The 20703-nt window shown below is 39.7% G+C and carries 18 protein-coding genes; 6 read left to right on the forward strand and 12 right to left on the reverse strand.

The annotated features are described in order from the left end of the window. Positions 1-5: 5 nt before the first annotated feature. Positions 6-188 carry a hypothetical protein gene (locus QGN23_RS07350; protein ID WP_282906329.1) on the reverse strand — a complete coding sequence of 61 codons (183 nt, stop codon included), beginning with the start codon at positions 186-188 and terminating at the stop codon, positions 6-8. Between the two features lie 1059 nt (positions 189-1247). Beyond that, a complete protein-coding gene (locus QGN23_RS07355) occupies positions 1248-6206 on the reverse strand; it encodes a choice-of-anchor D domain-containing protein (protein ID WP_282906330.1) in 4959 nt (1652 codons plus the stop codon). A 705-nt stretch (positions 6207-6911) separates the two neighbouring features. On the opposite strand from QGN23_RS07355, the gene QGN23_RS07360 reads away from it, so the two are divergent. Beyond that, complete coding sequence (locus QGN23_RS07360) at positions 6912-7895, forward strand: lipoate--protein ligase (protein WP_282906331.1); 984 nt, start codon at positions 6912-6914, stop codon at positions 7893-7895. 227 nt (positions 7896-8122) lie between these two features. Here QGN23_RS07360 and QGN23_RS07365 read toward each other — a convergent pair whose 3' ends face one another. Further along, positions 8123-8779 carry a YceI family protein gene (locus QGN23_RS07365; RefSeq protein WP_282906332.1) on the reverse strand — a complete coding sequence of 219 codons (657 nt, stop codon included), beginning with the start codon at positions 8777-8779 and terminating at the stop codon, positions 8123-8125. Between the two features lie 78 nt (positions 8780-8857). On the opposite strand from QGN23_RS07365, the gene QGN23_RS07370 reads away from it, so the two are divergent. Beyond that, the gene (locus QGN23_RS07370; protein ID WP_282906333.1) at positions 8858-9790 is read left to right on the forward strand and encodes a sulfate/molybdate ABC transporter ATP-binding protein; all 933 of its coding nucleotides are present in this window, start codon (positions 8858-8860) and stop codon (positions 9788-9790) included. A gap of 212 nt (positions 9791-10002) precedes the next feature. On the opposite strand, the gene QGN23_RS07375 is transcribed toward QGN23_RS07370, so the two are convergent. Next, entirely contained in the window at positions 10003-10335 is a 333-nt protein-coding gene (locus QGN23_RS07375) for a zinc ribbon domain-containing protein YjdM (RefSeq protein WP_282906334.1), read from the reverse strand. 173 nt (positions 10336-10508) lie between these two features. Here QGN23_RS07375 and QGN23_RS07380 point away from each other — a divergent pair, with 173 nt between their 5' ends. Together QGN23_RS07380 and QGN23_RS07385 are read left to right on the forward strand one after the other, a co-directional pair. Continuing rightward, on the forward strand, positions 10509-11147 hold the full coding sequence (locus QGN23_RS07380; RefSeq protein ID WP_282906335.1) for an alpha/beta hydrolase: 639 nt from the start codon (positions 10509-10511) through the stop codon (positions 11145-11147). A gap of 87 nt (positions 11148-11234) precedes the next feature. After that, positions 11235-12305 carry an alpha/beta hydrolase gene (locus QGN23_RS07385; protein WP_282906336.1) on the forward strand — a complete coding sequence of 357 codons (1071 nt, stop codon included), beginning with the start codon at positions 11235-11237 and terminating at the stop codon, positions 12303-12305. Between the two features lie 77 nt (positions 12306-12382). Here QGN23_RS07385 and QGN23_RS07390 read toward each other — a convergent pair whose 3' ends face one another. After that, positions 12383-12838: an Lrp/AsnC family transcriptional regulator gene (locus QGN23_RS07390; RefSeq protein WP_282906337.1), complete on the reverse strand. Its 456-nt coding sequence runs from the start codon at positions 12836-12838 to the stop codon at positions 12383-12385. A 157-nt stretch (positions 12839-12995) separates the two neighbouring features. Between QGN23_RS07390 and QGN23_RS07395 the strand changes: the two genes are divergently transcribed. Beyond that, a complete protein-coding gene (locus QGN23_RS07395) occupies positions 12996-14201 on the forward strand; it encodes an aminotransferase class I/II-fold pyridoxal phosphate-dependent enzyme (RefSeq protein ID WP_282906338.1) in 1206 nt (401 codons plus the stop codon). 134 nt (positions 14202-14335) lie between these two features. Here QGN23_RS07395 and purE read toward each other — a convergent pair whose 3' ends face one another. From purE to QGN23_RS07420, 5 genes are all read right to left on the reverse strand, one after another. After that, a complete protein-coding gene (purE, locus tag QGN23_RS07400; RefSeq protein ID WP_282906339.1) occupies positions 14336-14836 on the reverse strand; it encodes a 5-(carboxyamino)imidazole ribonucleotide mutase in 501 nt (166 codons plus the stop codon). Positions 14837-14881: 45 nt separating this feature from the next. After that, entirely contained in the window at positions 14882-16078 is a 1197-nt protein-coding gene (locus tag QGN23_RS07405) for a BaiN/RdsA family NAD(P)/FAD-dependent oxidoreductase (protein WP_282906340.1), read from the reverse strand. Between the two features lie 58 nt (positions 16079-16136). Then, positions 16137-16610: a CYTH domain-containing protein gene (locus tag QGN23_RS07410; RefSeq protein WP_282906341.1), complete on the reverse strand. Its 474-nt coding sequence runs from the start codon at positions 16608-16610 to the stop codon at positions 16137-16139. A gap of 103 nt (positions 16611-16713) precedes the next feature. Further along, positions 16714-16971 (reverse strand): Txe/YoeB family addiction module toxin, encoded by a 258-nt coding sequence (locus QGN23_RS07415; RefSeq protein WP_282906342.1) that lies wholly within the window; start codon positions 16969-16971, stop codon positions 16714-16716. Position 16972: 1 nt separating this feature from the next. After that, positions 16973-17227 (reverse strand): type II toxin-antitoxin system Phd/YefM family antitoxin, encoded by a 255-nt coding sequence (locus QGN23_RS07420; RefSeq protein ID WP_282906343.1) that lies wholly within the window; start codon positions 17225-17227, stop codon positions 16973-16975. Between the two features lie 236 nt (positions 17228-17463). Here QGN23_RS07420 and QGN23_RS07425 point away from each other — a divergent pair, with 236 nt between their 5' ends. Continuing rightward, positions 17464-18363, forward strand: coding sequence for a DMT family transporter (locus QGN23_RS07425; RefSeq protein WP_282906344.1), 900 nt, complete (start codon positions 17464-17466; stop codon positions 18361-18363). 198 nt (positions 18364-18561) lie between these two features. Here the strand turns inward: QGN23_RS07425 and QGN23_RS07430 are convergent, their stop codons facing one another. Further along, complete coding sequence (locus QGN23_RS07430) at positions 18562-19290, reverse strand: ABC transporter substrate-binding protein (protein ID WP_282906345.1); 729 nt, start codon at positions 19288-19290, stop codon at positions 18562-18564. 5 nt (positions 19291-19295) lie between these two features. Then, positions 19296-20615 (reverse strand): magnesium transporter, encoded by a 1320-nt coding sequence (gene mgtE, locus QGN23_RS07435; RefSeq protein ID WP_282906346.1) that lies wholly within the window; start codon positions 20613-20615, stop codon positions 19296-19298. Positions 20616-20703: the final 88 nt, after the last annotated feature.

Genomic DNA, 20703 nt, shown 5'->3' on the forward strand with positions numbered 1-20703 from the left:
TGTATTTAGATAATTACATTTACATCAGACCCCTTGCTTCCATTGCACAATTGCCATATGGTATCATCATCCTGGTCGGCAGTTGCTTTAGTTCTAAAATCACCAATAGCCTGTGCCAGTGCAAAATGCGAGAAAAAGAAAAAGAACAGAAGAAACCCTGTTTTTCTTAAAAAGTTAATTTTTTTCATTTGTGTTTGTGTTTATATTTATGCTAATCAGAAATTAAAACAAGAGATATGCAAGGCTCTAAAGAACCCCGGTTCGGTTACATCATGTACATTTCGCGCACAGCAAAAGACACCCGCTATGTCGAACACAGGGGATTGCGATGATTCTACACTTCAGGGAGTTATTGAAAATTCGCGGCGGAAAAAAGGTTTGAGCAATTGGCAGGATGGCCAGCATCCGGACCATTCATAGCACCCAGCAGAATGCCTACCCGTTGAGGGAAAGTAATTTTTTTTCATCATTTGTGTGTGTGTTAAGTGTAATCTATTTTCTTACACTTCATTTTTTTAACCAGTCATGATTACCGTGACCCATTATCTTAAACTGAAAAAGAAATTAAAAAAGTGCTTTTATGACTTGATCATCCTGTAAAACGGATTGCCTTCATCAAAAATTACGGCGTCATGCAGTGATAACAATATAAAACACTTCTTCAACCCTTCATTTCCAGACAACAAAGCTAATAATTATTTTGACATAACGAATACATTATCTTTATTTTTTTAATGCAAATAAAAATCATTCAATGCCACATGAAATCATTTAACATAATATCTTAATAATATACAATACATTGATACGGATTTCATAATACCTCACCGGGAGATGATGCACTTTGAATACCAACAAAACAGGCCGGTCCATCAGAAGAAACAAGACTTCGGACCTCCGTTTGCTTCCGCTTTTTCTCCTGCCTTCCTTCAGGATTTATTCGGGCTCTGTTCGGGACTTCTTCGGTAAATCCCTTTTTTTCCGAACCATTCCGCAACGAGTCCGCAACCGTTCCGCAACAAAGACGTCTGAAAAAAGGGGATTTTTTATAGAAAAACATTCACTTCTTATCATAACATAAGAAAATTTAATTATTATTAAATCCCCAAAAACAAAAGAGAGAATCTCTATTGTTAATTTTAGATAAAATTTCTATCAGCTTTTTTATAGAATGAATTAAGTTTGAATCTAAAAATCTCCAACTCTTATAAAGTTGGAGATGGGGTAATTCAAATATTCAGGGGTCATTATCTCACGATTTTCTTCACCGTCAACTGTTCTTTTTGATGGATCTTTAAAATATAAAGACCCTGAACAAAATAGTGGCCCGGGATGACAACTCTGGTATATTCCGGTTGTATTTTATAGACAAGTCTGCCAACGGCATCATAAACCTCAACCTGTGTTATTTTCTCAGTTTGGGCTCTGATGACAAAATCCCCGGCATCCTGGTACACCAGTATTCCCTCTTTTACTTTACGGTCGGTTACCAAAATGATTTCCGGCTGATAAACAATTTCAAATCTACCTGTTGTTTCGCCGGCATCAGCTGCAAAAGAATAACTGCCCTGACTCAGACTGGTAATGATAACGGTTTTCCTGTCTTTCAGGTAGATATTTTGGCCGTCTTCAAAGATTCCTTCTGCCTTATCCAGTGCGATGGTATAATTTCCCGCTGCGAAATGCGCAGTTCCCAATTCTACAGCATCCGTATTCATAAAACCGCTCTTTCCGTTGACAGACAGCTTTTCTCCTTCTACACAACTGTACAGCGCATCAGAACCGCCCATAGAACGGCTGTCTTCTTCGGTAAACCCATCGGTGCCTTTTTCAGAATAAACGATCGCGATATTGGATGCGATATTTTGGGGGCTGATCATATTGAGCCAGAAGCGATCCACTGCTTTCTCAGAATTCCCACCCGCCCCTTTACCAAAATAAGCCTGAGAAGAACCGGACGATCTGGTGCTGTTACTGAATATAATATTCTGACTCGATGCAGCAGTCAGCTTAGCCATAAAACCTTGCCCCACACTTACATACCGTGATGGAGTTTTCAATACCGATGTTCCTGCATCTCCACTTGCTTTCACAGGAGTCCCTACTCCTGCGGGCGTTGCGGCATTGAACTGTGCATAAGCCTGTCCGCCGTATGAATCCCCAAACTGCGCGGTTTGAAGATTGGCATTATGATCCCATAAATAAAAAGTGGAGCTTAGTTTTCCGGAAGCCACATTATTCTGATAAAACTGAACAAGATCCATATTGGAAGAATAGGGATTCCCAATCAAATTATATCCCCGCTGAATATTGGCAGGATACGAATTGACCAAGGTATAAATGAAAGTTCCGTTGGTTGGCCTGCCTTCAAAAACGGCGGTGATCTGGGCCGGCGCAAAACCAATTGCCGGTTCTTTTACCGCCAGAGCCCGACCCTTGATATACGCTCCGGAAGAATTCAGAAAAGTATTGGTTCCCTCGTTGTGATAGAGGACAAATGGGGCGGTGACCGGCAGATGATTCTCGTCCCGTGCATTTTTATAAAGGTCTTTCATGTTAAAACCTTCGGCCGGGGAATGGAGGTAATTGTACTGCTGCCGCCCGGCAGAAAGGGTAATAAGCTGTTCGGCTTTAAAATTTCCCGCTCCCGAATTGGTATCGCTTTCATTGACCTGAATCAGATTCCCCTTATTCTGAACAATCACACTGCCGTCATTCACCATGAAATCAGAAATCTTCACTTCGGTACCTGCCGCAACGGTGAGGGTCGCCTTTTTACCGATCTCACACTGACAGACTTTAAAACCGCCAAAGTCTGCTGTATTGTAATCTGCTTGAATAATGGCCTTATCGGAAGTTTGTGGCGCAGAGGGAAACCATGCTCCATTCCATATTTTAGGAACCAAACCGGTACTCGTAATGCGTACATCATCTAAAATCCAGGATTCATTCAGCGCATTATCCTGCGCAGAAATTCTTAGTTTGAGCTTCGCAACCGCAGGAAGACCGGTAATAGATATTGCGCTGTAGCGATTTTTAGCGGTAGAACTGAAATAGGTTAAATGATTATCTGCTGTATACGCACGGGTTCCCGTCGCAGTTCCGGCACTTCCAAAACTCCACGCCAGATTCATTTCTCCGGACACCACTTTGGCCTGCGGATACCACGTAGCACCTCCGTCCGGACTGACCTCCACCAGTACATAATCCAGTTTATCCGCATGAATGGCGGTACTGGTGTTGGAAGCATCTAAATCATCCATCCCATTACCGGTGCTTCCCAGGGAAAAGCCGGCAATCTTAAACGAAAGATTGATATGGTCGTAAATGGAAGTATCTACCTCATCAAAAATGAAAGTAACACCGGACGGAATTTCGGCTAAGGGATCTGCGCCCTGAATCCGGTAGCCTCTTGCCCCCTCCGAATAGAGATTATTGGCTTTAGGAAAACTGTTGCTGCCACTGTTTCCACTGGAAAATCCCGTATTCGGTCCCGGTGCAATGGTGCCAAAGTGGGTGAGCGTGTAATTCATTGCAGGACTCGCAGGCACCGTTTCAAAATTCTGCCGTGCGATGATGATTTCTCCCACAGAGGAACAGTAGGTCGCTGCCCCTCTCACCGCAAATACGTAAGGATTGTCTTTTGGATCGTTGTTGGTAACAGACAGGGTCGCGTTTTTCGCACCAATTGCGGTAGGTGCAAATTTAATTTCAAAGGTTGCCGTTCCATTTTGATTCAGGACCGTTCCTGCTGCGGGACCATTCAAAACAGAAAAAGAAGAAGCATCTGGGCCGGAAAGAGTGATGGCTCCGATGGTAAGGGGATAACCACCCAGGTTTTTAATTTCGAAAGCCTTGGTTTGGGAGTCACCTAAATTCTGGCTGGCAAACAGGGTATTGTTTAGACCATTCGGACTCATACTTCCATTCGCAATAGAACTTCCGTTTCCGGTAACTTTCATATCGGAAACTCCCGCAACAACCTGTCCTCTGAGCATTACTACTTTAGTCGCAGCATTGGAGGAAGTTAATCTAACGGTTCCAGCATAAGAGCCAACCTCCAAACCATCTTTAAGGCGGACATGAATTGTTTTATTCGTGACCGCACCGGCCAAAGATTTAGAAAATACGATGCTGGAAAAAGGAGCTGCATTTCCCCCGTCATAAGTCTGGTTGGTGGAGATTTCCCAATCTGAGGAAGCCTCCGCTCTAATATCTTCTCCTAAATTCACACCGTTCACTACAAAATTCTGAGTGACAGAAGGCCCCTGACCAAAAGGATACGAAAATCCGGAAAGGGCGGTTTTACCGAGGGTAATGGCAGGTTGAGAAACAATCGCTTTTACATCAAATGAATACACCGGAGTATCAGCATCGTTGCTGCCAATCATGACTGTTTCAGTATAAGTTCCGGGAACAGCATTATTAAATTTGATTTTGAAAATCTGGTTGGAAAAGCCGGGGATCGGGTTGACAGCAGGTTGCGCAGAAACGGTAAATCCTTTCGAACCATCCAGCAACACCACTGCGGGATCATCCAATACCAAATCTGCGGAGCCGACATTATGCAGCGTAAAAGTTTTCACGACCTCCGTACCGGAAAGAATTGCGGTGCCGAAATCGGTTCCGTCCACTGCCGAGGGACTTGTATCTCCATCGGTAATGGTCACGCCATTCCCCTGAATACTGATCCTGGGTTTGGGTGTTCCGGTGAAGCAGATCCAGGAAAGATCGTCAATAACAACTTGCTCATTTTTACTGTTTCTAATTTCTATAGTAATACTTCCGGCAATATTGAGATTATTAATTGTAAAAGTTTGTACATCGGCATTATCCCAGGCAACAGAACTTCCTACGGATACACCATTGATTAAAAGTTCAACCTGCCTGTTTCCAGCCCCCGTAAATCCTTTTTTTAAACTGCATGTGAAACTTGAAATGCCATTATTAATGGAGGATGAAATTATTTTACTGTTTGTAGTATGCAACATGATTCCTTTCCCATTTATTCCGAAATCTCCTTCGTCTCTTGCTTTGGTATAAGTCCAGACAATCGAGTTATTCCCCACGAATGAGCCATCGGTATAAGACGCTTTAGCATTTGATTTGGAAAAATCCTCTGAAAAATTGCATGGCGGAGCAAGCGTAGCACAACTCGTTTTCGGCTCACCAACTAATTTGTAATCAATCGCAGTTCCAGAATTGGTGTAGGACCAGATTTTAAAAAAGTAAGCCGTATTGGGAGAAAGTCCGGAGGCAGTAAAAGTCTGCGTTCCCTGCAAAACATTCTGTGTATTTGTACCGTTGGCAGCTGCTGTTCCATCTTGCGGATCTGCAATGTCAGTATAAGAAGTACTGCTCCACCGGATCAGATACCCGTCCGGAGGAGTGGTTCCTGCTGCATCTGTCCAGGAAAGGGGAATCGTAGAATGGGTAGTAACGCCGCAGGAGAAGTTGATGGGAAAATTAGTGGGCTCGGGTTGCGCCACACTGTTGACTGTCCATTCAATTTTAACATCATCTATTGATAACCCATGATCATTTCCAATATGGTCAGGATCATCCCATTTGAGCAGAATATAAGAACCTGTGGGCAGCATTATAGAAGGAATTGAAATACTGTTTTTCACCACTCTGTTTGCAGCATTATTTCCGTCTAACACACCTGCTGTTCCGCCCGTGACCGGACTTGTAAAATCCAGATATGTGACAGCGGTCCAACCCTCATTTACGTTTGGCTGTAAATCAGAACTCAGTAAACTCGAAATCTTATAGTAGAAAGCAACCGTTTGAGCCTCTGCGGCAGAGTTCCTCCATTGTTCGCCGGTATAAGAAATTCTGATATCGGTGATGGCGTACGGTGAATTATTCTGCAACAAAGTTCCCCAAGCGAAATTTCCCGTGGTGCCAGATCCTAATGAACCTAAAGCCCTATCTGAATCACCTGATCCGTAGCTGTAAAGATTACCGCTGGTTGAGCTGCCTGTATTTGCAACAATTGTAGAACCCGTCCCTGTTCTTTGTGCGTACCAGTTCGGCAAAGTAGTATTATCTGTAAAATTTCCGGTACCTGTAGAAATTAATGTATTAAAATCCTGTTGATAAGATCCTGTGGTTGACATTGATATCTGCCCACAGATTGCAGCTGAAAACAGCACAGCAAAGAGCACTATTATTCTATAAAAATAAAGTAAATATTTTTTCATGGCTTTGTGTTTTGGAGTATAAAATTACTTCTTTTTCGAATACAAACCTGTATTTTCAAAAATTTACTAACAATCAAACCGCTACTGCTCAACAAGTTAATACACAAAAACCCTTCCCTATCGCCACAAAGGATCTCCAACGGTGAAAATTTTCGATACCATGCACACATCAAACAACACAAATCTTTTTGAGGCACACATTCAACATTCACCACCCACTATTGACACCATTCACCGTTTACAATATACCATTGACCATTGACACCATTTCACCACTCCACAACCACTCCCTACCCACCACAGTCTATAGCCACAACCACCCCAACACCAGAAGCCAACCAGAAGCCAACCACTCCAAACTTGCCATTTCGCCTGCCAAAAGGGAACATTTCGGAAGATTGCGGAACATTTCGGAACATCATCAATTTTCTGAACCATCCACACTCTGCATTTGCCTCATATCGAAATACATTCTATTACCCCCAACCACCGCTAAAACAAGAAATATCAATTCACCATTGACCCCATTCACCATTCACACGACTCACTATCGACCCCATTCACAATTCACCATTGACACCATTGACACCATTCACAATTCACCATTGACTCCATTCACCATCTCACATCCAGCATCAAACACCCAGCATCCGACATCCCCCCCATCTCAGAAAATTCCCTTAATTTTGCACCAAAGAAAAAAACATGCTTCTCATCGATTCCCCTTCTCAGAATGCCTATTTCAATATTGCCTCGGAAGAATACCTGCTTCACCGCTTCCCGACGGAAGATATTTTCTTATTGTACGTCAATGCGCCCTCGATTATCGTAGGAAAATTTCAAAATACCCTGGCCGAAATTAATCTCGACTATGTCAAGGAAAAAGAAATCAAAGTCGTGCGCCGGATGTCGGGTGGTGGAACAGTATATCACGATCTGGGAAACCTCAACTTTTCCTTCCATACCCTTTTGGGTCAGAATGATTTTGGTGACTTTTCTTTTTTCACCCAACCCGTGCTCAATATGCTGAATCAGTTAAATGTGCCCGCAGAATTAAAAGGCCGTAATGATTTATTGGTAGAGGGTAAAAAATTCAGTGGCAACGCCAAACTCGCGCGCCATGGAAAAATGATTCAGCATGGCACCATCCTGCTGAATTCCGAAATGGAAGTGCTGGGTGAAGCGCTGAAAGTCAATCCTTTGAAATTCATCGACAAAGCCATTAAATCTACCCGCTCGCGTGTGACCAACCTCATCAATTATCTGCCCGAAGACACCACTACAGATCACCTTAAAAACCTGCTCACCGAAGAGATCATCAAAAATAATCCGGGCGCAGAACGGTATGAACTGACCGCAGAAGACCTACAGGGAATCCATCAGTTAATGGCAGAGAAATACGAAACCTGGGACTGGAATTTTGGATTTTCACCCAATTATAATTTCAAGAAAGCCATCAAAGTTCCAGCTGGTTTTATTGAAGTCCATTTAGACGTCGTACAGGGTTTCATTGAAAAAGCCAAAATATTCGGCGACTTCTTCGCCTCAAAACCGATTGAAGAACTGGAAGAACAGCTCATCGGACAAAAGCATGAAATCTCTGCTTTAAAAGAACTCCTGACCGCTGTTGACCTGACAGGGTATTTTGGAAAAGTCACCGTGGAGGAAGTGCTGGAAGGATTTAACTGACCCCAAATAAGAGCCTGGTAAAAAGGAAAATGAACCAGGAAAATAAAAGCAGATCAATTCCATATGAGCTCCATTAAGTGATTCTAAAGCTGATATCGAAGCCTTATTTCCCCAATACTATGTAAAACAGTTGCTTTTTAGACATCCCGGAGATCCATTTACATTAAAAAATCCGTCCCTTAAATGAGACGGATTTGCTTTTTAAAACCAGTTCAAAATATTAAATACTATTTCTTTTCCAAAGCTTTAATTAAAATCTGAAGATTCACCTCATCTTTGATCAAACCGTTGGCCAGTGGCAGCTGAAACTTCACGCCGAAATCTTCTCTTTTAATATCTTTAGGTTCGGTCGCAATACTCGCTTCTGCACCTTTTACAGAAACATTTGCATTGAACTGCACCGGTTTTGTAATTCCTTTGATGGTTAAATTTCCATCCAGAAGGGTATTATAGTCACCAGACTGATTGGGAGTGACTTTGGTAATTTCGTACGAGGCAGTCGGGAACTTATCAGCTTCGAAGAAATCTCCACTTTTCAAATGACCGTTTAGTTTCGCCAGTTGTTCCGGATCGTTTTTTAAATCTACAGAAGTCAAAGAATTCATGTCTGCCACGAATTTGCCGCTTTCCAAAACGCCATCTTTCACGGTCAGATCACCACTTTCGAATTTAATAATTCCAAAATGGCTCGATTGTTCAGACTTCAGTACTTTGTATCCTTTCCATTCGATTCTGCTGTTTAAAGTATCAAGTTCATATGTGGCACCGCGGTTGGTGGTAGAAACTTCCGTAACCTCGCTGGTCAGGGGCTTATCCTTCGTACATGATGCGACTACAAACGAAAAAAGTACGAAGAGAACTGAATTGGTAATTGATTTCATCATTAAATAGCTTAAATTAAATTGTTTTGGCTAAAATAACAAAAATATTTTTATTACAGACAAATATGTTATTTTTGCAATATGCTATTAGAAATCAAGAATTTATTTTTTTCCCATCGCCCAGAGCAAAGGCTTTTCCAGAATTTTAACCTTAAAGTTGAGGAAGGGAAAATCATCGCTTTAGCAGGGGAAAGCGGCTGTGGAAAATCCACTATTTTAAATTTAATTTACGGACTTCTCGAATGGGAAAAAGGCCAGATTATTTTTAATGGCGCACCGATTTTGGGCCCTACAAAAAATTTGGTTCCCGGCGAAGAGAACATGAAACTGGTCGCTCAGAATTACGATTTGATGCCCTATTCTACGGTGGCGGATAATGTGGGGAAATTTATTTCTAATATCAATTTAAAAGAGAAAAAAGAAAGAGTTCAGGAACTTTTAACCGTGGTTGGACTTGAAGAATATGAAAACACATTACCCAAATACCTGAGTGGTGGACAGATGCAGAGAGTCGCCATTGCGAGAGCTCTTTCGGTGATGCCAAAACTTCTTCTGCTCGATGAACCTTTCAGCAATATCGACTTTTCCAGGAAAATAGAACTGCGGGAACGCCTGTTTAATTACGTTCGGGAAAAGAACATTTCACTGCTTATTTCTACGCATGAAATCCAGGAAGTAATGCCGTGGCTGGATCAGATCATTGTTCTGCAAGGCGGACGGCTGATCCAAAACGACGATGCTGAAGAAACCTACAACAATCCTTACAATCAATATGTTGCATCACTTTTCGGTGAGGTAAATGTTTTTTCGGAGGAAGAAAAATCAGCGTTACGTATTTCTAAAAAGTTCTGGTATCCACACGAAATAACCATTTCAGATCATGGAAAAGAAGCAGCCGTTTTAGATAGCCGTTTTGCCGGAAGCTATTACTGGACTAAAATTTCACTGAATGGAAAACATCTGATTATTTACACGGCAGAAAAAGTGGAAGGTTTGATTAAAATAAATCTTTAGAAATAAAAAAAGCCAGGCCAATTCAGCGGTTGCGAATCAAGGCCTGACTTTTCTCAGTTCATTTTTATCTATTGAAAATAATTCTTAGCTTTGTTATTCAAAACGTAAGGAAATTTTTGGTTAATTCTCTTTCTGCCCCTAAGACGAAATTAGTACGATTCATTTGTACAACTAGTCTTCGAAACGGAACCCTGTCCAAATTTTTCCTTTTTTTACGCCTTTTTCACAAATTCAGATTTCAAGGCCATTGACCCAAATCCGTCGATTTTACAATCGATATTGTGATCGCTGCCTGGACGTAATCTAATGTTTTTCACTTTAGTGCCGGCTTTTACCGGTTTTGGGGCGCCTTTCACCGGTAAATCTTTGATCACCACTACCGAGTCCCCATTTTGTAATTCGTGTCCGTGGGCATCTAAAATCTTATCTTCATCTGCTGTCTCACCCGGCGTCCATTCGTAGAAACACTGTGAACAAACCATTTTGCCATCCTGCTCATAAGTGAATTCCGACTGGCACTTCGGACATACTATTGTATCGCTCATAATTATAATTTTTACAAAGATATTATTAAAATAAAGACATTACAAGTTGGCAGTGATTCCACAAATCCTGTTTCGTTATTCTGAAACTTTGAATACAGATTTCATTCATAAAACCGCTGACCGGCTGCTGATTTTGACCGCCAATCTTCAGCCTAAATTATTATCTTTGCTCCATGGATTTACAATATACCGTTCGCGAACCCGAAAACATCAATTCGAAAACACCTTTACTTATTTTACTTCACGGTTACGGAAGCAATGAACAGGACTTATTCAGCTTTGCGCCAACGCTGCCGGAAGACTGGCTGATTGTCAGTTTCAGAGCACCTTTCAATACCAATTACGAAGGTTATTCATGGTATGATATTGATTTAATGAATGAAGAAAACAGAATTGATGTTGCCCAAGCCAAACAATCAGAGCAGGCAATTTTGGAAAACATAATGAAAATCACCAATAAATATGGTTTAACCGAAAACCAAACCCATTTGTGCGGATTTTCCCAAGGCGGAATCCTGAGTTATGCATTGGCGCTAAATCATCCCGACTTATTCACAAAGGTTGCCTGCATGAGCTGTTATGCCGAAGAAAAACTGTTAACAAACATCGCAAAAGATAAAAAGAAAATTGAAAAATTAAGATTCTTCATTTCTCATGGCACTGATGATGCGATTATCCCGCTGGACTGGGGCCGCAAAGCCGCAGATTTATTATATGAACTGGGCGCCTATTTTTCGTTTCGGGAGTATATGAGCGGGCATGGCGTGAATCAGAAAAACTATATGGATCTGATGGATTTTTTCGGAAAATAATTTTTGAATATGAGAATTTTAAAACACCTAAAATTGTATTTTGTATTCTTTGCGGGTATGGGGATCCATTTGCAAAGTCAGGTTCTCATGAAAATCACTTCCGTGCCAAAGGAAACTCCCGATAATGCCAGGATCTTCATGGCCAATTCTCTGAATAACTGGACTCCCAATGATCCTGATTTTGAATTAAAAAAAGACAGCGACGGAAATTACATTTTACAAATCCCCGAAAATGAGGGCACTTTAGAATATAAATTTACACAGGGAAATTGGGAAACGGCGGAAGGCGATAGCAATGGAAACAACTCTGACAACAGAAAACTCACCTTCGGTAAAAACTCCCAGACCATTGAAAACAAAATACTTTCATGGGAACATGCCGCGACAAAAAAGAACACCGCGACCGATAATGTAAAAATTTTAAGCGAAAACTTCAGCATTCCACAGTTAAATACCAGTCGCAGAATCTGGATTTATTTCCCACCGGATTATTTCACCTCCACCAAAAAATATCCTGTCATTTATATGCAGGACGCACAGAATTTATTTAATGATGCCAATTCTTTTTCCGGTGAATGGAAGATTGATGAAACCTTAAATCAATTATTTGCGGAAGGACACAAGGCTGCTATTGTGGTGGGAATTGAAAACGGAGGCGCCGAAAGGCTGAATGAATATTCGCCCTGGAACAACGCCAAATACGGTGGCGGAAAAGGCGACGCCTACACCGAATTTCTGGCAAAAACACTGAAACCTTACATCGATAAAAGCTACCGGACTTTGCCACAGGCAAAAAACACAGCACTCATAGGAAGCTCGATGGGCGGTTTAATTTCTTTTTATGCAGGTTTGAAATATCCTGAAAAATTCGGAAAACTCGGGATTTTCAGTCCCAGTTTCTGGTTTGATTTTAAAGCATTAAATCTCTATGTCAACAAAAGTGCTAAAAATTTAAAAAACACTCATTTTTATTTTCTCAGCGGAACAAAAGAATCAGAAAACATGGTTTCGGATATTCAGACAATGATACCGGTTTTAATTAAAAAAGGAGTTCCGGCGGTGCATATCAAAACTAAATTTGATAAAGACGGAACCCATTCCGAATCCTATTGGTCACGGGAATTCGGAGCTGCTTATCTGTGGCTGTTTAAAAATTAAAGGCAGATTTTCTTTCTTCAAATTCCATTCTCAGAACCGCTTATTTTTTCCAGGAACACTACCAATTCCTTTTAAACTTAAGGTTCGATCACCGTAGAATTTTTCACTTCCTTAATCATAAAAGAACTTTGGGTACTGGCAATGTGCTGAAGATTCGTGAGCTTTCCCACCATAAATTCACGGTATTCCTGAATATCCCGAACACAAATTTTGAGGATATAATCGTGATCTCCAGAGACATGAAAACATTCTAAGACTTCGGGGAACTGGGTAATTTCGCGTTCAAACTGGGAGATATATTCCTTCTTATGCTGAACCAGTTTTACATGACATAAAACGATGAAGTTTTTCTGAATTTTTTCGGTATTCAGTAAAGCTACATATTTCCTGATAACCTGGTGTTTCTCAAGTTTTTTAATCCGTTCAAATACAGCGGTAACCGATAAATCCAATTCACCAGCCAATTGTTTGGTGGTTTTCTTGGCATCATTCTGCAGTAAAATCAGTAATTTTTTATCTTTTGTATCCAGCATGAAATGAAATATTTTCGGTTATTACTTTTATTATTCATCAAATATAAAATTAAAATCTATCAATAATTAAAACAGCCGATTTATTTTCTGAATTTATTTAAAATTATTGTATTTAAGTTTAAGAACGTTCACTTTTATCAAAACAAAAATTACTATTATGGAAAACTTTGATGCAGCCAATAACATTCAGGATCTGCAATATTTTGGAGAATTTGGAGGTGTAAACCCTTCAATATCTGACAGTTCAACCTACACTTTTCTTTCTGCAAAAACCATGTTCGATACGTTCGAAGGAAACACAGAAGGCTGTTATTTATACTCCCGCCATTCCACACCAAGCAATCTATATCTAAGCGAAGCATTAGCGCAAATGGAAGGCACCGAAAGCGCCAATGTTACCGCATCGGGTATGGGCGCAATCACTTCTACCCTTTTTCAGCTTTGCAAAGCGGGCGATCATATCATTTCGAGCCGCACCATTTATGGCGGAACTTATGCATTTATGAAAAATTTCCTGCATGATTACACGATCAAAACTTCCTTTGTCGATATCACCGATTTGTCTGCCGTGGAAAACGCCATTACTGAAAACACCAAAGTTCTTTTTTGTGAGACGGTAAGCAATCCCCTTTTAGAAATAGCAGATCTTTGTGAACTGGCTAAACTGGCTAAAAAGCATAATCTTCAACTGGTTGTTGACAATACCTTTTCACCGCTTTCAATCAGTCCGCAAATGCTGGGAGCAGACATTACGATTCACAGTTTAACAAAATTCATTAACGGGAGCAGTGATGCCGTTGCCGGAGTTGTTTGCGCATCGGCTCAGTTCATTAATGATTTAAAAGATGTGAATTCCGGAGCCTGTATGTTACTAGGGCCAACTTTAGACAGTTTCCGTGCAGCGAGCATTCTAAAAAACTTAAGAACGCTTCATATCAGAATGAAGAAACACAGTGAGAATGCACAATATCTGGCCGAACAATTTGAAAAAGACGGATTGACCGTAAAATATCCAGGCTTAAAAAGCCACAAACAGCACGAACTTTTCAAAAGCATGATGAATCCGGCATATGGTTTCGGCGGTTTATTGACTTTGGATGTGCAAACCATGAAAAGAGCCAATGAGTTAATGGAATTAATGCAGAAAGAAAATCTCGGTTATCTCGCAGTAAGTCTCGGTTTTTATAAAACACTGTTCTCGTGCTCAGGAAGCTCAACTTCATCTGAAATCCCGGAAGCAGAACAAAAAGAAATGGGACTTTCTGAAGGATTAATCAGAATGTCAATCGGTTTAGACCATGATATCAAAAGAACGTATGGGAAAATGAAATGGTGTATGCAGCAGGTCGGTATCCTGAGTTAAAATTTTTATAATGATGAAATGTTAATTTAATTTCTTGATGAAAACAACCACGACTTCAGTGGTTGTTTTCTTTTATCTAAATCGCTGAGCAACACTGAGCAGCGCAATTACCCGTTTAAAACCTGTTCAAAACATCAATCAAAACGGTTAGGATGTTTCTTCTGAATTTCCGAAACCGTTCCCAACACTTTATCTTTTAAAGAATTCTGATAAATTTCTAATTTTTTTGCGATTTCTTCATCGGCAGTTCCGAGAATTTTTGCCGCTAAAATTCCGGCATTTGCAGCGCCATTTAAAGCAACGGTCGCCACAGGAATTCCCGATGGCATTTGTAAAATAGACAGCACAGAATCCCAGCCATCAATAGAATTTGAGGATAAAATCGGAACGCCAATTACGGGCAAAGTGGTACAACTGGCAACCATTCCCGGAAGATGAGCTGCGCCGCCTGCACCGGCAATAATCACTTTTAGGCCACGGGATTTTGCCGTTTTTGCATATTCAAACATTCTCTCCGGCGTACGGTGTGCAGAAACCACGGTCAATTCGTAAGGAATTCCCATTGAATTTAAAAAATCTGCTGCCTGTTCCATAATTGTCAAATCGCTTTGACTTCCCATGATGATTCCGACCATTTTTAGTATAAATTTTAAGGTTTAAAGATAAGAAAATTTGATGTTTTAACCGGGAAACTTTGAAGACGTGGAATTTTCAGAATCAGCAATCGAATTTCCCACCCAAAAACCCGTACTGAAACAAGCCTGCAAAAGATAACCTCCTGTTGGCGCTTCCCAGTCAACCATTTCTCCTGCGCAAAAAATGCCGGGAAAGTTTTTCAATTCAAGATTGGAATTCAACGCCGAAAAAGCAACGCCGCCTGCAGTGGAAATAACTTCATCAATCGGTCTGAAACTTAAAACTTCAATCGGAAATTTTTTAATCATTTTTGATAAAATTTCAACATCGGTGTAGGTTTCCTTGTCTAAAGTTTTTAAAAGATTAATGGCGGTGGTCGATAATTTTAAATTTCTTTTTAAAACCGGACTTATTTTATCGGACCTTTCTAATTCTGATAGAATTTCATTTTCTGTTAAATTGGGTTTCAGATCAATATGGATCATCACAGGAAAATCATATTTCCTGGTAAATCGGTTTAAATAATAAATCGGACTTCCTTCAATACCATATTTGGTGAATACGATTTCGCCAGTTTTACTTTGATCATCAAAAGAAACTTTGATGTTTTTTAGATATTGACCTTGTAGTAAATGATATTTTTCGGGAGTATTATATCCGGAATTCGCAGATTGCAAAGGCGTTATTCCAATATTTTTCGCCATTAAAGTTTCGACCCATTTTGCATCAGAACCGGTTTTTTTCCAGGAACCACCACCCAGGGCTAAAATTAATTTTGAATACTTGACAGTTACATTTTTATCATTATTTTTAAGATAAACTGAAGAATCATCAAAATCTATAAAAGTATATTCATAATGGATTTCCACTCCAATTTTTTCCAGATGATTCAACCAGGCCTTTAAAACCTGAATCGGTTTGAAATTTTTGGTCGGAAAAATCTTGCCTGAACTTCCGACATAAGTGGTGATCCCAAGATCCGAAAGCCACTGAATTACTTTTTGATTATCAAACTGGCGAACAATTTCCTGAATTTCCGGGGCTTCGTATTTCTTTACAAAAGATTCGGTTTCTTCGCTGTGCGTCAAATTAAATCCGCCATTTCCAGCGACCAGAAACTTTCTGGCGGCCGCTTTATTCTGTTCATAGACCTGAACTTTAAATCCTTTTTCGGCTAAAATCTGTGCCGCCATTAATCCGGCGGGACCGGCTCCAATAATGATAATTTGATCTTCGTTCATGATTCAACAATTCGGATTTTGTTTGATAACAATGAGAATTTCATCTGTCGGTTATCCTTCATGATTGCCAATCTTTATACGGATCATTCACCAAATTTGAATTATAATATTTTTCGTCTCCCGTTACTTCGCTATCGATCCAGTCAGGAAGAGTGAAGGTTTCGTCTTCGCTTGTCAATTCGATTTCTGCTACGAGAAGTCCTGCGTTATTTCCCAAAAACTCATCAACTTCCCAAACGTGTCCGCCAACGGATATTTTGAATCTGATTTTGGAAAGTTCCGCCACAGAAAACTGATCCAGCAGTTCTTTGGCTTCACCGACAGCGATTTCATATTCGTATTCTGCTCTTGTTGCACCGACTGAAATTCCTTTAATGGTAAGAAATCCTTTATCAGAAGTTTGTCGCACGCGAATTGTTTTATTGGGATCGGTCAGCAAATAACCCTGTCTGTAAAATTCACCTGCTGGTTTTTCGAGTTGTTGCCATTTGGTTTTGTTGACTAAAAATTTTCTTTCTATTTCTATTCCCATCTTGAGATTGTTCTAAAGTTATATTTATTTTCTTACAAACTTTATGCTTGTTTTTCTCAACTCTTTTATTCCTTTTCTTAATATTTAATTCTGAAAATTTCACTTAATCATAATGAAATCTACACTTAGCAATCAAGATCTCATCTTCTTGAAATTTATAAATCAAGCGGTGTTCATCATCGATTCTTCTCGACCAAAATCCAGCGTATTTGTGTTTCAGCGGTTCTGGCTTTCCGATGCCTTCAAAAGGAGTTCGTGAAATATCCTTTAACAAATCATTTATCCGTTTCAGTTTTTTCTTATCGATTTTTTGCCAGTACAAATAATCTTCCCAGGATTCATCCACGAAAATATATTTCATCTTATTCTTCGATTAATTCTTTAGAATAAGATTTTCCAATTTTCAATTTCTCGATGGCAGCATCTAATCGCATCTCATTCTTACGCGAAGACAGCTCGTAATTGGTTGCCATCAAAGAGTTGTATTCTTCCAAGGACATTACAACGATTCCAGAATCTTTGCCACGATTAATGATCAAGGTTTCAAAGTTTTTTGAAACGCGGTCTAAATAGGATTTGATATCTTTTCTAAAATCAGAAACACTAGCGATAAACATAATTATGCGTTTTTATTTGTACAAATTTACGTACAAAAAACAGATTGTGCAATTTTAAAAAGTTGAAATACAATTGCTTTATATTTTCTCCGAAAACCAAAATTAACAAGGATAATTTTCAACAATTTGCCTTATTCATTGTTCAATTCTCCCATAAAATCTACCTTTGCACGACTACAAAAAACAATTTTTTTAGCGATACTTTTAATTCCACCAAATACAATTCCACAATTTTCATGTTCAAAGACCCCAAATTAGTTCTCGCAATTGTCACCGTCGCCTTGGTTTGGGGAACGACTTTCTTAGGAATCAGAATCGCCGTAGAAACGATTCCGCCTTGGTTTGTCGCCGGAATCCGTCAGTTTTTAGCCGGGATTATTTTATTGGTGTATCTGCTGTTTTCAAAAAACTTAAAATGGATCGGCTGGAAAAGTTTAAAAAATCAAATTATCCTCGCCTCTTTAATGCTAATCGTCGCAAACGGAATGACGACCGTCGCCGAAAAACATTTGACAAGCAGTTTGGCCTCACTCATCAGCTCCACTTCTCCACTTCTGGTTTTTATTTTGAGCCTGTTTTTCAGTTTACAAAAATTTACTTTTCGGGGATTAATTGGCGTGCTGTTAGGATTTTCGGGGATCTTGCTGATCTTCAAAAACGGCCTGCAGGATTTACTCCACGCAGAATATAGAATGGGAATCATTTACATGTTTTTTGCCATTTTCGGTTGGGCATTTGGAACGGTTTTCTCAAAAAAAATGCTTCATCAGCCGCAGAATATATCGCTCAATCTGTTTTATCAGTTTAGTTTCGCCGGCATTGTACAGATTATTTTCGGATTTCTTTTGTCGGAAAACATCAATATTTACAGCTGGACTTTAAAGAGTTTGTCTGCTACGGTTTATCTCGCTCTGTTTGGTTCTGTGATTGCTTTTTTTGCCTTTCATTTCGCTTTAAAAAGAATTTCAACTATCCAGATTTCGATCCTTTCTTACGTGAATACGATTATTGCGATTTTTCTGGGTTGGCTGGTTTTAAGCGAGCCCATTTCACTCCAGTTTATTGTCGCGGCAGCACTGATTATCACAGGAGTTTTCATCACCAATTACAAACCGGGAATGTTTAAAAAAGCCTGATTCGTTTTTATTTGAACGCCTTTTTCCATCTGAAATTATTCTCAGCTTTTTCGAAGGAATTCCGTTTTTTTGCAGTTACATTTCATGTTACAAAAGAAAGAGTTCAGTTTAAGTTCATTCAAGATACTTTAATAAAAGACATTATTATAATACCGTTTCACTTTAGTAAAAAAGACGATTTTTTTTGAATCGAAAAAATCAGACAGAATATTTTAAAGATAGGTCTTTCAGATAATTATCTACCTTCATTAAATGGGTGCCGAACCACGAAAATGCTTCACCATCAACTAAGATGATTTCTTTTGTCGGCATTTGTTTCTGAAGTTCATCGATATGTTTTTGCTGAAATGGAAATGGTTCTGAGGAAAGAAAAATAAGGTCTGCTTCCTTCAATTCTTCCATCGAAATTTCAGGGTATCTTTTTCTGTTTTTAAATAAATTTTCGAATCCCGATTTCTGTAAAACTTCATTAATAAAAGTATCAGAACCTACGCTCATATAAGGATTTTTCCAAATTAAATAGGCGATTTTTTTCGGAGAAGAAACCTTAATATCATTAAAAACAGAATTGATTTTCTGATTAAAATCTTGTGCTGAAATCTCTTTATTTAAAAGTTTTCCGAGCTCAGAAATGAAATCCTGATTGTCTTCTAAAGTTTCAATATCGGTGACCCAAACTTTAAAATCTTTCATCAGTTCTTCAACTTGAAGTTTTTCATTTTCTTCTTTATTGGCAATGATCAAATCAGGTTTCAGTGATTTAATTTTTTCAATATTCAAATTTTTAGTTCCACCGATAATTTCCACATTTCTCACCAGATCTAAGGGATGAATGCAGAATTTTGTCCTTCCGATAACTTCATCAGCCGTTAAACCAAAATCAAATAATGTTTCGGTAATACTGGGAACCAGTGAAATGATTTTCATGAAAGTTAAAGTAATTTACCCGCCAGAAACATACCTGCGACGGTGAAGTAAATAATCAAACCGGTTACATCGACTAAAGTGGCGACGAAAGGTGCCGAAGAAGTCGCAGGATCGAGTTTGAATTTTTTCAAAACAAATGGAATCATCGACCCCGAAAGGGTACCCCACAATATTATTAATAAGAGGGAAACCGCGATACTGAATGCAATATAGATCCAGTGTTCTCCATAATCATACAAACCTGTTTCCTGCCAGATCATGATTCTGATGAAACCGATAACTCCCAGAATTCCACCAAGGAAAACTCCGGAGACAATTTCTTTCCGCATGACGTACCACCAGTCTTTCAACCCGATTTCCTGGAGCGCCATGGCACGGATGATCAAGGTTGCAGCCTGAGAACCGGAGTTCCCGCCACTGGAAATAATCAAGGGTACAAATAATGCAAGCACCACTGCTTTTTCGATTTCATGTTCGAAAAATCCCATGGCCGAAGCCGTTAACATTTCAGAAAAGAAAAGAATCACCAACCAGGTTCCTCTTTTTTTGATCATTTCCGTCCATGAAGTCTGGGTATAAGGCATATCGAGCGCATCAACACCCCCGAATCTCTGAATATCTTCGGTATTTTGTGCTTCGATCTGATCCAAAATATCATCGATGGTTACGATCCCCACCAGAACGCCACTTTCTGTGACAATCGGCAAAGCAGACCGGTCATATTTCTCGAAATAGGTGACCGCATCTTCTTTCGTAGTGGTGGTTGTAATGGCAACAAAATGATTATCGGTAATTTCTGAGATCAGCGTATCTTCTTCTGCCAATAACAGGGAACCGATTGCGATATCGTCTACCAGGCGGTTTCGTTCATCAACCACATAAAGATGGTTCATGGTTTCTACCTTTTTACCTACTTTTTTTATCTGTTGAAAACATCTTTTTACCGTCCATTCTTTACGGATCTGAATATAATATGGCGTCATCAGACGCGCAATGGAATCTACGTGATACCCCAAAAGCTTCAGTGCGATTCTTCTTTCCTGAGGATTAAGATGATTGATGGAATATCTGATCAGTTCATCAGGAAAATCCTCTAAAAGTGCGGTTCTGTCATCCGGACTCATGGCGTTCAGAATCTCAGAAACCTCCTCACTGCCTATTCCGCGAATGGTTTCTTCCTGGAAATCCGGATCTAAATGGGAGAATACATCTGCTTTGTATTCCTTCGGAACTTTTAGAAATGCCAAAAGACGCTCATCAGCGCGAAGTTGGCTGAGCGTTTCTGCAATATCCTGCGGATTAAAAATGAGTTCCTGAGTTTCCAAAGAGGGTATTTATTAAGATGTGCAAAAGTAGCGAAAATAAAAAAGATAGAGAATTAAAAAAAATGTGTTTTTGAGAATTAACGGGTAA

It is taken from the genome of Chryseobacterium gotjawalense (genome assembly GCF_030012525.1).
Taxonomy (GTDB): domain Bacteria; phylum Bacteroidota; class Bacteroidia; order Flavobacteriales; family Weeksellaceae; genus Kaistella; species Kaistella gotjawalense.